At 61.4% G+C, this 13,110-nt stretch carries 11 protein-coding genes; 5 read left to right on the forward strand and 6 right to left on the reverse strand.

The genetic code is table 11. The features are described from left to right. Nucleotides 1–35: 35 nt before the first annotated feature. Nucleotides 36–3,815 (reverse strand): methionine synthase, encoded by a 3,780-nt coding sequence (gene metH / locus VGK14_RS02915; RefSeq protein WP_331507428.1) that lies wholly within the window; start codon nucleotides 3,813–3,815, stop codon nucleotides 36–38. Nucleotides 3,816–4,335: 520 nt separating this feature from the next. Between metH and mpl the strand changes: the two genes are divergently transcribed. The 3 genes from mpl to VGK14_RS02930 are packed head-to-tail and all read left to right on the forward strand — an operon-like array spanning nucleotide 4,336 to nucleotide 6,941. Next, nucleotides 4,336–5,709, forward strand: coding sequence for a UDP-N-acetylmuramate:L-alanyl-gamma-D-glutamyl-meso-diaminopimelate ligase (gene mpl / locus VGK14_RS02920; RefSeq protein ID WP_331507429.1), 1,374 nt, complete (start codon nucleotides 4,336–4,338; stop codon nucleotides 5,707–5,709). Beyond that, nucleotides 5,706–6,626, forward strand: coding sequence for a TonB family protein (locus VGK14_RS02925; RefSeq protein ID WP_331507430.1), 921 nt, complete (start codon nucleotides 5,706–5,708; stop codon nucleotides 6,624–6,626). The genes mpl and VGK14_RS02925 overlap by 4 nt, the downstream gene beginning before the upstream one ends. A 6-nt stretch (nucleotides 6,627–6,632) precedes the next feature. Continuing rightward, nucleotides 6,633–6,941: a (2Fe-2S) ferredoxin domain-containing protein gene (locus tag VGK14_RS02930; RefSeq protein WP_331507431.1), complete on the forward strand. Its 309-nt coding sequence runs from the start codon at nucleotides 6,633–6,635 to the stop codon at nucleotides 6,939–6,941. 161 nt (nucleotides 6,942–7,102) lie between these two features. Here the strand turns inward: VGK14_RS02930 and VGK14_RS02935 are convergent, their stop codons facing one another. The 5 genes from VGK14_RS02935 to VGK14_RS02955 are packed head-to-tail and all read right to left on the reverse strand — an operon-like array spanning nucleotide 7,103 to nucleotide 11,180. Further along, the gene (locus tag VGK14_RS02935) at nucleotides 7,103–7,516 is read right to left on the reverse strand and encodes an HIT family protein (RefSeq protein WP_331507432.1); all 414 of its coding nucleotides are present in this window, start codon (nucleotides 7,514–7,516) and stop codon (nucleotides 7,103–7,105) included. Between the two features lie 32 nt (nucleotides 7,517–7,548). Then, nucleotides 7,549–8,400, reverse strand: coding sequence for a hypothetical protein (locus VGK14_RS02940; protein ID WP_331507433.1), 852 nt, complete (start codon nucleotides 8,398–8,400; stop codon nucleotides 7,549–7,551). Nucleotides 8,401–8,450: 50 nt separating this feature from the next. Then, on the reverse strand, nucleotides 8,451–9,728 hold the full coding sequence (gene hemL, locus VGK14_RS02945) for a glutamate-1-semialdehyde 2,1-aminomutase (RefSeq protein WP_331507500.1): 1,278 nt from the start codon (nucleotides 9,726–9,728) through the stop codon (nucleotides 8,451–8,453). Further along, nucleotides 9,722–10,366 (reverse strand): thiamine phosphate synthase, encoded by a 645-nt coding sequence (gene thiE / locus VGK14_RS02950; RefSeq protein WP_331507434.1) that lies wholly within the window; start codon nucleotides 10,364–10,366, stop codon nucleotides 9,722–9,724. Before thiE ends, hemL begins: the two co-directional genes overlap by 7 nt. Further along, nucleotides 10,347–11,180 carry a hydroxymethylpyrimidine/phosphomethylpyrimidine kinase gene (locus tag VGK14_RS02955; protein ID WP_331507501.1) on the reverse strand — a complete coding sequence of 278 codons (834 nt, stop codon included), beginning with the start codon at nucleotides 11,178–11,180 and terminating at the stop codon, nucleotides 10,347–10,349. The genes thiE and VGK14_RS02955 overlap by 20 nt, the downstream gene beginning before the upstream one ends. A gap of 154 nt (nucleotides 11,181–11,334) precedes the next feature. Here VGK14_RS02955 and VGK14_RS02960 point away from each other — a divergent pair, with 154 nt between their 5' ends. Together VGK14_RS02960 and VGK14_RS02965 are read left to right on the forward strand one after the other, a co-directional pair. Beyond that, nucleotides 11,335–11,646: a hypothetical protein gene (locus VGK14_RS02960; RefSeq protein WP_331507435.1), complete on the forward strand. Its 312-nt coding sequence runs from the start codon at nucleotides 11,335–11,337 to the stop codon at nucleotides 11,644–11,646. Nucleotides 11,647–11,716: 70 nt separating this feature from the next. Then, nucleotides 11,717–13,105: a hypothetical protein gene (locus VGK14_RS02965; protein WP_331507436.1), complete on the forward strand. Its 1,389-nt coding sequence runs from the start codon at nucleotides 11,717–11,719 to the stop codon at nucleotides 13,103–13,105. Nucleotides 13,106–13,110: the final 5 nt, after the last annotated feature.

A 13,110-nucleotide genomic window follows, 5' to 3' on the forward strand; every position in this document is an offset into this window, starting at 1 on the left:
ATACACAAAGGGTACGCGATTACGGAATCGCCCCTTCAGGACAGACTCGGCGCCAGCCAGCGCTCGAGATATTCCTTCGGCACGCCGCGCCTTGCCACCATATCGTTCAACTGGTCTTCGCCTATCTTGTCGACGCTGAAGTATTTCGCTTGGTGGTGGGCGAAATAGAATCCCGACACCGAGGCTCCCGGATGCATGGCAAAGGATTCCGTCAGCTGCATGCCGATCTCGTCGCATTGCATGATCCTGAACATATCCGGCTTCACCGTATGGTCCGGGCAAGCCGGATAACCCGGCGCCGGCCGGATACCCGGGTAGCGCTCCTTGATCAAGTCCTCCTTGCTCAGCCGTTCGTCGCTAGCGTAGCCCCACAAATCGGTACGCACCCGTTCGTGCAGATACTCGGCAAAGGCTTCGGCCAGGCGGTCGGCCAGCGATTTCAGCATGATACTGCTGTAATCGTCGTGCGCTTCGATAAAACGCTGTTCGTGCTTTTCGATGCCGAGGCCGCCGGTAACCGCGAACATGCCGATGTAATCGGCAACGCCCGAGGATTTGGGCGCGATGAAATCCGCCAGACATTGATTGGGCCGCGGTACGCCGTCTATCACCGGCTTCACGGCCTGTTGGCGCAGGCCGTAATAGGTGAACGCCACCTGGGTACGGGTGTCGTCGGTGTAGATTTCGATGTCGTCGTCATTGACGCTGTTGGCCGGCAGCAGTGCAACCACCCCGTTGGCGCTCAACCAGCGGTTGTCGATGATTTTCTTCAGCATCGCCTGGCCCTCGGCAAATACCTTGCTCGCGGCATCGCCGACGATCTCGTCCTGCAGAATCGCCGGATAGGCGCCTGCCAGATCCCATGTCTGGAAGAACGGCCCCCAGTCTATGTATTGCGCGAGCATGGCGAGATCGACATTCTTGAACACGCGGCGGCCGATGAATTTCGGTCTGACCGGCGCATATTTTCCGGCGAATTCAAGCTTGGCTTTGTTGGCGCGGGCATCCCTCAGCGGCAGCAGCGGCGTGCCTTTCTTGTTCGCATGCTGGGTGCGCACGCGGTCGTAATCGTTCGCGACTTCCTCAATATAGGCCGCACGCTGTTCGGGGGTAAGCAGCGACTGCATCACGGCGACCGACCGCGAGGCATCGGGAACGTAAATCACCGGGCCTTCATAATGCGGCGCGATCTTGACCGCAGTGTGGGCGCGCGAGGTCGTCGCACCGCCGATCAGGAGCGGCGTTTGCAAGCCGCGGAAGTGCGGGTCGCGCTGCATCTCCCGGGCGACGTGGGCCATCTCTTCGAGCGAGGGCGTGATCAGCCCGGACAAGCCGATAATGTCGGCATTTTCCGCCTTGGCCATCGCCAGGATTTCCGCGGCCGGCACCATCACGCCCATGTTCACCACTTCGAAGTTGTTGCACTGCAGCACCACCGAGACGATATTTTTGCCGATGTCGTGCACGTCGCCCTTGACGGTGGCGATGACCACCTTGCCCTTGGGCTTGGCGACAATGCCCGTGCGCTGCTCTTCCCGTCGCTTTTCTTCCTCGATGAACGGGATCAGGTGTGCCACCGCCTGTTTCATCACGCGCGCCGACTTCACCACCTGCGGCAGGAACATCTTGCCCTGCCCGAACAGGTCGCCGACGACGTTCATGCCGTCCATCAGCGGGCCTTCGATCACGTTGATTGGACGACCGCCGTTCTTCATGACCTGCTGGCGCGCCTCTTCGGTATCCTCGACGATATATTCGGTGATGCCGTGCACCATCGCATGCGCCAGGCGCTTCTGCACCGGCACCGGATTTTCCGGCGTACCGCGCCATTCCTGCGTAGAAGCTTCCTTCTTGCCGCCCGCAGTCAGCGTACCGGCGATTTCGATCATGCGCTCGGTCGCGTCCGGGCGACGGTTCAGCACCACGTCCTCGACCCGCTCGCGCAGTTCCGCCGGCAGGTCGTCATAGACGCCGACCATGCCGGCGTTGACGATGCCCATGGTCATGCCGGCCTTGATCGCGTGGTAGAGGAATACCGTGTGGATGGCCTCGCGTGCCGGGTCGTTGCCGCGGAAACTGAAACTGACGTTGGACACGCCGCCCGACACCTTGGCATGGGGCAGATTTTCGCGTATCCAACGCGTGGCGTTGATGAAGTCCACCGCGTAGTTGTTGTGCTCATCGATGCCGGTGGCAATGGCGAAAATATTCGGGTCGAAAATGATGTCTTCCGGCGGAAAATCGAGCTCCCGCACCAGCAAATCGTAGGCGCGCTTGCAGATTTCGATCTTGCGCTGGTAAGTATCGGCCTGGCCCTGTTCGTCGAAGGCCATGACGATCACCGCCGCACCGTAGCGGCGGCACAACCTGGCCTGGCGCAGGAACTCCCGCTCGCCTTCTTTCATCGAGATCGAGTTGACGATGGACTTGCCCTGCACGCACTTGAGGCCGGCCTCTACAACCTCCCATTTGGATGAGTCGATCATCACCGGCACGCGCGCAATGTCCGGCTCGGACGCCACCAGGTTGAGAAAATGCGTCATCGCGGCAACCGCGTCCAGCATGCCCTCGTCCATGTTGATATCGATCACCTGCGCGCCGTTTTCGACCTGCTGGCGCGCGACCACCAAAGCCTCGTCGAACTGGCCGTTGAGAATCATGCGCGCGAACGCCTTGGACCCTGTCACATTGGTGCGCTCGCCGACGTTGACGAACAGCGAGCTGTCGTCGATGGTGAACGGCTCCAGCCCCGACAGCCGCGTCGCGCGCGGAATCGCGGGAATCTTGCGCGGCGCGACGCCCTGCACTTGTTCGGCGATGGCCTTGATATGCGCGGGCGTGGTGCCGCAGCAACCGCCCGCGATATTGACGAAACCGCTTGCGGCGAATTCCTTGAGCAACGACGAGGTATCTTTGGGCTTTTCGTCGAAGCCGGTGTCCGACATCGGGTTGGGCAGGCCGGCGTTGGGATAGATGCAGATGAAGGTATCGGCGATCTGCGACAGTTCCTCGGCATACGGCCGCATCAAGGTGGCGCCCAGCGCGCAGTTGAGGCCGATGGTCAGCGGCTTGGCATGACGCACCGAATTCCAGAACGCCGGCACGGTCTGGCCCGACAGGATGCGTCCGGAAGCATCGGTGACGGTGCCGGAAATCATGATAGGCAAACGCCGGCCGGTTTCCTCGAAGAAAGTGTCGATCGCAAACAGCGCTGCCTTGCAGTTGAGCGTATCGAATATGGTTTCGACCATCAGGATATCGACGCCGCCTTCGACCAGGCCGCGTGTCTGTTCAAGGTAGGCCGCGGCCAGCTGGTCGAAAGTGATGTTGCGCGCAGCCGGATCGTTGACGTCAGGCGAAATCGACGCGGTTTTCGGCGTTGGCCCCAACGCACCGGCGACGAAGCGCGGCTTGTCCGGCGTGGCATAGTTGTCGCATGCGGCACGCGCCAGCTTGGCGGCCTGGACGTTCATCTCATGCACCAGGTGTGCCATATGGTAGTCGTCCTGCGCCACCTTGGTGGCACCGAAAGTATTGGTCTCGACGATGTCGGCGCCGGCGGCCAGATACTGCTCGTGAATTTCCTGGATCACCTGCGGCTGCGTCAGCGTCAGCAGCTCGTTGTTGCCCTTGACGAACAGCTCGCGTGCGCCGGCCGGCGCGGCAAAATCGGCAAAGCGCGCGCCGCGGTAATCCTGTTCGGTCAGCTTGTACTGCTGGATCATCGTGCCCATCGCGCCGTCCAGTATCATGATGCGGCGCGACAACAGGTCGCGCAGGATGGCTTCGGTGGGTGAAATAAGGTCTTGTCTCATGAATGACTTTCGCTGCGAACATGCGGCCTGTCTGCAAAACAGTCCGTTTTAATGTTGGGCCCGGTATCTGGAAAAACGTCCTATCGAAATGAGCGGATCGACGGGCGACGGCTTCCCCATTCCCACGCTAAATGCCTTATTATACGCGGTTTGTTAGCCTCCTGAATCTGCGCGAGCCACGCCGCACGCAAGTGCATACGGTAAGCAGGAATCACGGTGAAGATCGACGATGGCCTCAAGGGAAATCACGGCGGTGCCGGGCCATCCGGGGGGTAAACTATTTCGGGGTATGTGCGCGTTCTGTGAGAGGCATGGAATATAGCGGTTTTTGCTTGTCGTTGTGGACCATGCTGTCGGCCCGCAGCGTTTTTGCCGGTGAACAGCCAGCCATCGCCGAGATGGCCCGACTGCGCGGAAGGGCATGTCGAATATGGCGTGCGGCGCTTTCACACTCCGTTGCTCATCTTGACCGGACACGTCGCCCGCAGCGCCACCACCAAGCTTGAAAAGAAGCCATATTATGCATATTCACATTCTCGGCATCTGCGGGACTTTCATGGGCGGCATCGCCGCGCTGGCGCAGCAGTCGGGCCATCGCGTCACCGGCTGCGACAGCAATGTCTATCCGCCGATGAGCACCCAGCTGGAGGCGCAGGGCATCGCGCTGATCGAAGGCTTCGGCGCGGACCAGATCGGGTTGAACCCGGACGTTTTCGTGATTGGCAACGTCGTCTCGCGCGGCAATCCGCTGATGGAAGAAATCCTCAACCGCGGGCTGCGCTATGTATCCGGCCCCCAGTGGCTGGCGGAAAACATCCTGCATGATAAATGGGTGCTGGCCGTTGCCGGCACCCACGGCAAGACCACCACCAGTTCCATGCTGGCCTGGATACTGGAAGACGCGGGCTTGGCACCGGGCTTTCTCATCGGCGGCGTACCGCAGAATTTCGGCATTTCCGCGCGGCTGCCCGCCGCGCCGCGCCAGGAGCCGGACGGCAATTCGCCGTTTTTCGTCATCGAAGCCGACGAATACGATACCGCCTTCTTCGACAAGCGCTCCAAATTCGTCCATTATCGGCCGCGCACCGCGGTGCTCAACAACCTGGAATTCGACCACGCCGACATCTTCGCCGATCTGGGCGCCATAGAGACCCAGTTCCACCACCTCGTGCGCACCGTGCCGGGGCAGGGCTTGATTGTTACCAACGGCGGCGAGGACAGCCTGGAGCGGGTGCTGGCGCGCGGCTGCTGGACGCCAGTCGAGCGCTTCAATCATGCCGCCGGCTGGCAGGCTGCCGGGCCCGATGCCAACGGCAGCTTCGACTTGAGCTTTGCCGGGTCGCCGCAGGGCCGTGTGCAGTGGGAGTTGATGGGCGCCCACAACCGCAGCAATGCGCTGGCCGCAATTGCCGCGGCGCGCCACATAGGCATCCCGGTCAATGTCGCCGGCGAGGCTTTGGGCCGCTTCCGGAATGTCAAGCGCCGCATGGAAGTGCGCGGCACGGTGAACGGCATCACGGTTTACGACGATTTCGCCCACCATCCCACCGCGATCGCGACGACGCTGGCCGGCCTGCGCGCCAGGGTAGGCGCTGCGCGCATTCTCGCGGTGCTGGAGCCGCGCTCCAATACGATGAAACTGGGCGTGATGAAAGCCGCGCTGCCCGGCAGCCTGGCCGAGGCCGACCGCGTATTCTGCTACGCAGGCAATCTTGGCTGGGATGCCGGGGAAGCTCTGGCGCCGCTCGGGACAAAAGCCGCCGCTCATGACGACCTCGGCACACTGGTCGAAACCATTGCAACGGAAGCCCGTCCCGGCGACCATATCTTGGTAATGAGCAACGGCGGCTTCGGCGGCATCCACGACAAGCTGCTGGCGAGGTTAGGCACTTGACGCACCTGCTTGATGAAGACAACCGCCTCGGCACGATGATCGTGGCTTCGTTGCTGTTGCATGCCTTCATCATCCTCGGCCTGAAATTCAGCCCTCCCGATCTCAGCCGGCTGAAGGATAATTTGCCGGCGCTGGACGTGATCCTGGTCAATGCGAAATCGCAGTTGCGCCCGGACAAGGCCGATGCGCTGGGGCAGGCCAACCTCGATCGCGGCGGCAATACCGAAGCCAACCGGCGTATGAAGTCGCCGCTGCCGGTACCGAAAAACAAACCCAGGGAAACCGCCGCCAAACCCGTCGCCGAAACACATCAGGCCTCGGCACAGGTGGCGCAGCTGGAAACCGAGGCCGCCCGGCGTGAACAGCAGGTGCGCGAACTGGAGCGGCGCGTGCAACAGACGATGACGCAACTTGACGCACAGCGCTCCGTCGAACAGGCGCCCACGCCATCGGCTTCCGCCAAACCGCGCCTTAACGCCGGCGAACTGGTGGCACAGAGTCTGGAAGCGGTGCGGCTGGAGGCCGAAATCGCACGCGAGCAGGACAATTACCAGAAACGGCCCAAGCGCAAATACATCGGCGCGCGCGTGCAGGAATACCGTTTTGCGGCTTATGTCGAAGCCTGGCGCCAGAAAGTGGAAAAAGTCGGCAACCTCAATTACCCCGAGGAAGCCAAGGCGCACAAACTGTATGGCCAGCTGCGCATGACGGTATCGCTCCGCGCCGACGGCAACATCGACAGCCTGGAGATCAACCAGAGTTCAGGCCATAAGGTCCTGGACGACGCGGCGCGCCGCATCGTGGAGCTGGCAGCGCCGTATGCCGAATTTACCGCGGACATGCGCAAGGATACGGATATCCTCAGCATCACCCGCACCTGGACGTTCACCCACGAAGACACCTTATCCGGAAATTGAAGCTTGATGAATTACTACAAACACCACGTATTCTTCTGCCTCAACCAGCGCGATGACGGCGGCCCATGCTGTTGCGACAGGGGTGCCGGCGAGTTGTTCGAGTATGCCAAAAGCCAAGCCAAGGAACTCGGCCTGCACGGCAAGGGCAAATCGCGCATCAATCGCGCCGGATGCCTGGACCGTTGCAGCGAAGGCCCGGTGGTCGTGGTGTATCCGGAAGCGGTCTGGTATACCTATATGGACAAGCACGATATCGATGAGATCATCGAATCGCACCTGAAGAACGGCAAGGTGGTGGAGCGGTTGAAGATTTAACCTAAAAACGGCGATTAACCGCCGATAAACGCAGATGAACGCCGGCGATGTAATGCGTTACAGAAGTTTTCACTCACCTTTGGGTGGTGCAATGAACGTCGATAACACCATGTTTTATCTGCGTTTATCGGCGCGCATCGGCGGTAACTGCTGTTATGGGTTTAAACGTCCGGCAAGGCGACTTGAATGGCTTGCCGCAGCCGTGCAGCAATAGCATCTGTGGTATGGGCGACGCCGTCACGCTGCGCTTCGCCCCAGATCGAGTTGGGAAAGTGGCGGTCGTCGGCGAAACGCGGAATCACATGCCAGTGAATATGCGGCGTCATATTGCCCAGGCTGGCCAGATTGACCTTGTCGGGCCGCAGCACCTCCCGTACACCTTTTTCCACCGCCAACACCACCCGCATCAGCCCTGAGCGCTCGTCCTCGTCGAGGTCGCTCATTTCCTTTACATGCCGGTTCAGGATCACCCTGCAGAAGCCGGGATACCAGGCGTCGGCCACCAATACTACGCGGCATAAGCCATCTTGCCGCAGCAGCTCGCCGCCGACGGCATCGCATAATTCACAGCGCATGCTTTTTCCGCCATCAGTCCGGGTAATTTTGCTCATGGCCGCTGAGCTCTGGGCTTTTCCGGCTCCGCTTGCTCCTTCGCAACCGGTTCGGGATGAACAGGCTGAAATACCAGCAGCCGCAGGGAGATCGCCAGGAACACGACGGCTCCCCAGTAGCAGCCCAGGTACAGCAGGTTGGGAATGAAAATGGGCTGATACGCGACAACCCCCGTCAGCACGGCCGCAACCAGCAAAGCGACCGACTGCGCGGCAATAATGCTTTTGGCTGTCGCGCTCGACGCCAGATGAACCATCTCCGGCTGCTGGGTCGACAGCCTCTTCCTGATCAGCACGAACAATACGTAAGCGATAAAAACCAGCCCCATCAGCAAGGTGAGCATGAAGAAATTGTCTTTGGCGACGTCCTCTTCGGCATGCACCCCGCCGTCGCCCGTCTGGTACAGGGTATATATCTCGCCTTCCTGATATTGCTCCTCCATCTTGCCCTTGAGGCCTGGTGAAGTCCATGGTTTCTTGAGCACTGAAATATAGGTCTTGCCGTCTTTGGCCTTGAACGAGAGCAGGACGTCGATATGCCCTTTCGACTTGAACCAGGCGGATTTGTTGTCGAGATCCTTGACCTTGTTGATTTCCATGCCGGCGAACCCGGCTTCCAGCGTGTTCGCCGTCGAGTAATCCGCCAACCGTTCGGCAACTTTGTATGCGGGATACCCGACAATCGCCAGGGGGGCCGCGAGCATGAAGAAATACAGACCCAGCCGGGGCAGCAGGCGGCCTAGCGCATGGATAATCGCCGCACCGACCACTCTGATCTGAAATTTTTTAGATTTATCCGCCGGAACTGCCTGTTCCGTTTGTTCCGGATTTTCTGGGTCATCTTCCACAAAGAACTCCTCCGGGTTCAGCCCGCCGACTTCAATGAGAATCCAAACCGTTACATCTTCAAGGCGTTCCGTGCCGCCCGCAATGTTTGCTCGATCACCTCTTCGTCGTGGGCCGCCGAGACAAAGCCCGCCTCGAACGCGGACGGTGCAAGATAGACGCCCTGTTCCAGCATCGCGTGGAAGAAACGGTTGAAGGCTTCCTTGTCGCACTGCATGACTTCGGCATGGCTGGTGGGCGCGCGGTCGCTGAAATAAATGCCGAACATGCCGCCCACGCTCTGCGCGCTGAACGGTATGCCACGCTCCCTGGCGGCGGCGCTCAGGCCTTCGGCAAACTGGCGCGTGCGCGCGGTCAGGCGTGTGTAGAAGCCGGGCTCCCGCACCAACCGCAAAGTAGTGAGCCCGGCCGCCACCGCGACCGGATTGCCGGACAAGGTGCCGGCCTGATATACCGGCCCGACCGGGGCCAGGCACTGCATGATGTCGCGGCGTCCGCCGAAAGCGCCCACCGGCAAGCCGCCGCCGATGACCTTGCCCAGCGTGGTGAGGTCGGGGGTAATGCCGTATAGTCCTTGCGCCCCACCCAGCGCGACGCGGAAGCCGGTCATCACCTCGTCGAAAATCAGCACTGCGCCATGCCTGGAACACAAGCTGCGCAGGCCTTCGAGAAAGCCTGGAAGCGGCGCAATCAGGTTCATATTGCCGGCGACCGGCTCGACGATGACGCAGGCGATTTCATCGCCGATCTCGGCGAACAGTCCTTCCACACCGGCGATATCGTTGTAGGACAGCGTCAAGGTATGAGCCGCGACTTCCGGCGGTACGCCGGCGGAACTGGGCTGGCCGAAGGTCAGCGCGCCCGAGCCCGCTTTTACCAGCAATGCGTCGGCGTGGCCGTGGTAGCAGCCTTCAAACTTGACGATCTTGCTGCGCCCGGTGAAACCGCGCGCCAGGCGGATCGCGCTCATCGTGGCCTCGGTGCCGGAACTGACCAGCCGCACCTGTTCCATGCTGGGCACCAGTTCGATCAAGAGTTCCGCCATCTCCAGTTCACGCGCCGTCGGCGCACCGAAGGAAAGGCTGTCGCCAGCGGCTGCGCGCACCGCCGCTGTCACTTCCGGATGGGCATGGCCGAGGATCATCGGGCCCCAGGAGCCGACATAGTCGATATAGCGCTTGTCGTCCTCGTCCCACACATGCGCCCCCAGACCGCGCTTGAAGAATACCGGCGTACCGCCGACGGAGCGGAAAGCGCGCACCGGCGAATTGACGCCGCCGGGGATGAGTTTCCGGGATTGTTCGAACAACTGCTGGTTTCTGCTCATGATGATGACTCTGTGGTGCCCTGCTTGAAAAGGTTGGAAAATTCCTGCGCGGCCAGGCCGACATCCGGCGCATCAAATACCGCGCTGATTACCGCTACAGCATCGGCGCCTGCCTGTATTACTTGAGCCGCATTGTGCAGCGATATGCCCCCAATGGCAACGATGGGGGTTTGCAGCCGTCGCCTTGCTTCGGCAAGCAGGCTGAGCGGCACATGCGGCGCGTGGGGTTTGGTTAAGGAGGGAAATACGCTGCCGAAGGCGACATAATCGGCGCCGCCCTGTTGCGCCGTCAGCGCCCGTTGCAGGCTGTCGTAGCAGCTGATGCCGATGATGCGGTCCGGCCCGAGGCGCGCGCGCGCCGCAAGGCAGTCGCCGTCCTCGCGCCCCAGATGGACGCCGTCGGCACCGACCGCCAGCGTCAGTTCGATATCGTCGTTGACGATGAACGGCACTTTATACGCCCGGCAGCGTGCGGCCAGGACGCCGGCCATCGCCAGATGCGGCGCGGCGACGTGTTTGTTGCGGTACTGCAGCACGCCGGCCCCGCCCGCCAGGCAAGCCTCGACCCGTTGCAGCAGATCGTCGATATCCGAAGAGTCCGGCGTGATCGCATACAGCCCGTTAATTGTTCTGCGAGTCATCCTCGTCGCGCGCCCAGAACAGCCTATCCGGAATATATTGGCCCATGCCGGGGCGAAACGCGCCCTTGAGCGTGGCCCAGGTATATTCCTGCGCTTCCGCCACGGCTTCTTCCATTGTCAGGCCATGCGCCAGGCAAGCCGCGATCGCCGAGGTCAGCGTACAGCCGGAGCCATGGTAGCTGCCCGGCAGGCGATCCCAGCGCCAGGAGCGCATGCTGCCGTTCCGGCCGTACAGCGTGTTGGTCACGTCGATGCTGCGCTCGTGGGTGCCGGTGATCAGCACGTGCTCGCAGCCCAGGGCCAGCAAGCGCCGGGCGCATTCTTCCAGCGAGGCGTTTTCCTCGTCGTCCTCGCTGTCGTCCATGAAAGCCAGGCGCCGCGCCTCCATGCTGTTGGGGGTGATCAGCGAAGCCTGCGGCAGCAGCAGGTCGCGCATCGCTTCCTGCATCTCTTCCGACGCCAGTTCGTCGCCGCGCCCGGAAGCCAGCACGGTATCCATCACCAGCAGCACGTCCGGATAGTCAGCCAGAATTTCGGCGATCACCGCGACGTTTTCGACGCTGCCCAGCATACCGAGCTTGAACACGACCACTTCCATGTCTTCCAGCACAGCGCGCGCCTGCTCTTCGATCCATTCGGCATCGAACACCATCACGTTGTCCACGCCCAGCGTGTCCTGCACGGTAACGGCAGTCACCACCGAGGTCGGGTGGCAGCCGATGCTGGACAAAGTCAGGATGTCGGCCTGCAGGCCCGCGCCGCTGGTAGGGTCGGTGCCGGCGAAAGTAAGGACGACGGGAGGTATTTGATTCATCGGTGGCCCAGGCAGCAGATAGCGGAAACGCGCATTTTTCATAAAATGGCGCGCGTCGGATTGAAAAGCGTATTTTAACGGAAAACCAGCCGTCAACGACGGAAAAACCGGCGTTTGCGATGTCTTTGCACAAAGTTGCGCTAGAATGCGGCTCATGTTGCGGCGTCTTCTACTGACCCTTTCGCTCGCCTTCCTGTTCGGCCTCGGCCAGCAGGGCGCCGCCGTGCATGCCATCTCGCACTTCGCGGACGCGCAGAGCGAATCGCAGCAGGATAAAAAAGCGCCGCACCTGTCCTTTTGCGACAAGTGCATGGTGTATGCCTCGCTCGGCAATGCGGTTGGCAGCCATCATCAGGTTTTTGCGGTGCCGGCCGACCATTGTCCGCCATTCATCGAAAGCGGGATTCGCCGCTGCTCCGAGCCCACCCTACACTACGCCGCCCGCGCGCCGCCCCGATCCGTTTAGCTTGTGACACCTTGCACCGTCGGCGCCCTGCCGCAGCGGTGTATTCGTTCATTGCACAAACGAGGTCATCATGTTCAAACGGAAATTATTGGCAGGCGCCGTTGCGCTTGCCTGCGGCTATCCGATGCTGGCGGCCGCCAACGACAGCGACGAGATAGAGAAATTGCGTGCCGAGATGCAACAGACGGTGCAGCAGATGAAGCAAAGCTATGAAGCGCGCATCCAGGCGCTGGAAAACAAGCTGGAGCAGGTGCAGGGCAGCGCTGGCAAGGCCGTGGAAAGCGCCGCCAGGGCGGAAATCGCGGCAGACCAGGCGGCCGCCAATCGCGCGCCGGCATCCGGCAATGCTTTCAATCCGGATATTTCGCTGATCCTTTCCGGCATTTACGCCAACCGCTCGCAGAATTCCGACTTCCACATCACCGGCTTCCAGACCGGCGGTGCAATCGGCCCCGGCCTGCGCGGCCTGAGCCTGGCGGAATCGGAGCTGGGGGTCTACGCCAACATTGACCACTACTTCTACGGCGGGCTGAACCTGGCGCTGGCGCCGGATAATACCGTCGGCGTGGAAGAGGCTTTCGTGCAGACCACCTCGCTCCCGGCGGGCTTGACCGTCAAGGGCGGGCGCTTCTTCTCCGGCATCGGCTACCTCAACGAGCAGCACGCGCATACCTGGGATTTCGTCGACAATCCGCTGGCATACCAGGCCTTTCTCGGCGGGCAGTTCGGCGACGACGGCGTGCAGATAAAGTGGGTGGCGCCCACCAACACCTTTATCGAACTCGGCGCCGAAGCCGGACGCGGGCGCATCGCCGATACAGCAGGCAAGGACAAGAACGGCGCCGCGATGGGCAGCGCGTTCGGCCATGTCGGCGGCGACATCGGCATCAGCAGCAGCTGGCGCGCGGGGCTGTCCTATCTGCGCGCCTCGCCCAGCAAGCGGCTATCATCCGACCTCGATACTGCCGGCAATTTCATCACCAATCAATTCAGCGGCACCAGCCGCTTGTGGATTGCCGATTTCGTCTGGAAATGGGCTCCCAACGGCAACATCAACGCCACCAACTTCAAGCTGCAGGGCGAATATCTGCATCGTAGCGAATCGGGCACGCTGACTTACGACGTGGATACCGTTATTGCCAGCGCCGACCGCTACCATGCCAGCCAGTCCGGCTGGTATGTGCAAGGCGTCTATCAGTTCATGCCGTACTGGCGCACCGGCTTGCGCTACGACCGGCTGGGCAGCGGCAGTACCGACTATGCGAGCAATAACGCCAAAATCGTTGCCGACGGCTACAACCCGGACCGCATCAGCCTGATGATGGACTACAGCCCGAGCGAATTCAGCCGCATCCGCCTGCAACTGGCACGCGACCGGTCGCGCGAGCATGCGACCGACAACCAGTTCTTCGTTCAATACATCATGAGCCTGGGCGCGCATGGCGCCCACAAGTTCTAACAGGA

Source organism: Novimethylophilus sp. (assembly GCF_036504375.1).
Classification (GTDB): domain Bacteria; phylum Pseudomonadota; class Gammaproteobacteria; order Burkholderiales; family Methylophilaceae; genus Novimethylophilus.

Coding starts and splice junctions, on each gene's coding strand:
- thiE (WP_331507434.1), bottom strand. CDS start 10,366: ATGACTCGCAGAACAATTAACGGGCTGTATGCGATCACGCCGGACTCT.
- VGK14_RS02965 (WP_331507436.1), top strand. CDS start 11,717: ATGTTCAAACGGAAATTATTGGCAGGCGCCGTTGCGCTTGCCTGCGGC.
- VGK14_RS02960 (WP_331507435.1), top strand. CDS start 11,335: ATGTTGCGGCGTCTTCTACTGACCCTTTCGCTCGCCTTCCTGTTCGGC.
- VGK14_RS02930 (WP_331507431.1), top strand. CDS start 6,633: ATGAATTACTACAAACACCACGTATTCTTCTGCCTCAACCAGCGCGAT.
- VGK14_RS02935 (WP_331507432.1), bottom strand. CDS start 7,516: ATGCGCTGTGAATTATGCGATGCCGTCGGCGGCGAGCTGCTGCGGCAA.
- mpl (WP_331507429.1), top strand. CDS start 4,336: ATGCATATTCACATTCTCGGCATCTGCGGGACTTTCATGGGCGGCATC.
- metH (WP_331507428.1), bottom strand. CDS start 3,815: ATGAGACAAGACCTTATTTCACCCACCGAAGCCATCCTGCGCGACCTG.
- VGK14_RS02955 (WP_331507501.1), bottom strand. CDS start 11,180: ATGAATCAAATACCTCCCGTCGTCCTTACTTTCGCCGGCACCGACCCT.